Source organism: Pararcticibacter amylolyticus (genome assembly GCF_003130405.1).
Taxonomy (GTDB): domain Bacteria; phylum Bacteroidota; class Bacteroidia; order Sphingobacteriales; family Sphingobacteriaceae; genus Arcticibacter; species Arcticibacter amylolyticus.
In genome coordinates this window covers 1-1,495 of record NZ_QEAS01000021.1, presented here as the reverse complement: position 1 = coordinate 1,495, position 1,495 = coordinate 1, and the positions used below count along the sequence as shown (strand labels likewise).

At 46.0% G+C, this 1,495-nt stretch carries 1 protein-coding gene; it reads right to left on the bottom strand.

Features of this window, described 5'->3' with window-relative positions; translation table 11 throughout:
* Nucleotides 1-875: outer membrane protein assembly factor BamD (locus DDR33_RS20690; protein ID WP_109417716.1), on the bottom strand; the 875-nt coding region annotated here is incomplete at its 3' end.
* Nucleotides 876-1,495: the final 620 nt, after the last annotated feature.

Sequence of the window (1,495 nt, the reverse complement as noted above, 5' to 3'; positions counted from 1 at the left end):
TCTGCCGGCTGAGATTTCTGCTGTTGAGCCTGCTGCTGTGCAGCCAGCAACTTCTGAACTTTTACAATGGCTTCGCTGGCCTTTTTCTTATAATCCTGAACGGCTTTAAGATATTTACTGTCGGGATGATCTTCAATGAAATCGTCTGCCAGGCCGATCGCTTCAGTATATCTGTCTTCCTGTCTTATCTCAATGCTGTTTTCAGCATAAAGGTATTGGGCCTGCACGGTCAGATATTCCATCTCTTCTGCATACTTCGTGTCAGGGTAGTCCCTTAAGGCATTCTTAAATGCGAAAACAGCTGATCTGTAGTTCTGAACGTCGTAACCTCCGATGTCCAGATATAACTTGGCGTTGGAAAAAGCTTTTCTTTCCAGCTTATCCCGCAAATCGGCGATCAGGTTGCTTGCTTCAGCTACCCGGTCGCTTTTGGGATAGAGATTGATGAAAAGCTGGAGGGATTCGATCGCCTGTATCGTATTTTGCTGGTCCAGTGAATATTTTGGCGAATCGAGATAAAAGCAGTAAGCCGACATAAACCGGCACTCTTCGGCTCTCGCACTGTTCGGATAGGTATCTGCAAATACTTTAAATAAATATCTGGAGGTGGTATAATCTCTTAGCCTGTAATTAGTATAAGCATAGTAATAAGCCAGGTCTTCAGCTTCAGCCCTTCCTCTGAACCGCTGGTTCAGCTGATCAAATAAGGCCAATGCTTTAGAGTAGTCTTTTTTGTTATATAGACGAATTGCTTCCTGATACTTTTTTCCGGTATCATTACTTTTCAAAAGCTTTTCGAATTTACTTTTACATCCCGAAAAGATCGTAATAGTAATTAGAAGGATCCACGTTAATAAACGCTTGTTTTTAAACATCCTGCAAAGATACATTAATTCAATATAATAGTCAATTACTTATTAAACAGCTCGCGAAGGTAATATATTATGATGACTGGTATAGGTTTTTAACAAAACTTAACACTGGGAACGGCGGGCGTTTTTATTGAGGGTTGAGGCAGGGGTGAATAAGTCGGGGCAAGCGCCCGGTTGATGGCCTGTTGTGTGAGTAGAAGACATATAGGCAAGTTTCACTGCTGTGGTAAACAAGAGTGCTTGTCTGTGCGCAGTAGTCCGGAAGAGGCGGAGGGATTCTAAGGCAAATAGCTATCCCCTGATAAAACAGTTCCGGCTCTTTTTCGGGACAGTTCCGGGACAACAGGCGGGAGGCTTCGTGTTTTCCGCGTGTCTTCCGCGTGTACTGCTCGTGTCGGCCTCGGGTTTGAGTCGCAGGCGACTCGCAGAAAACACGTAAAAAAGTCGCAGACCACTGCGAGCCATCCCGGAACTGTCCCGGTATTGTCAGAGAGTGGTCTTTCCCATGCAATTTCAGGATAACAAACATCAGGGGGCTTCGGGCCGGCTGCCGACACTCTCCTGACTGGCGTCTGAGCTGTAACGCTACAGCGTCGCTCACCCGACGCCGCGGCGTCGCCAAA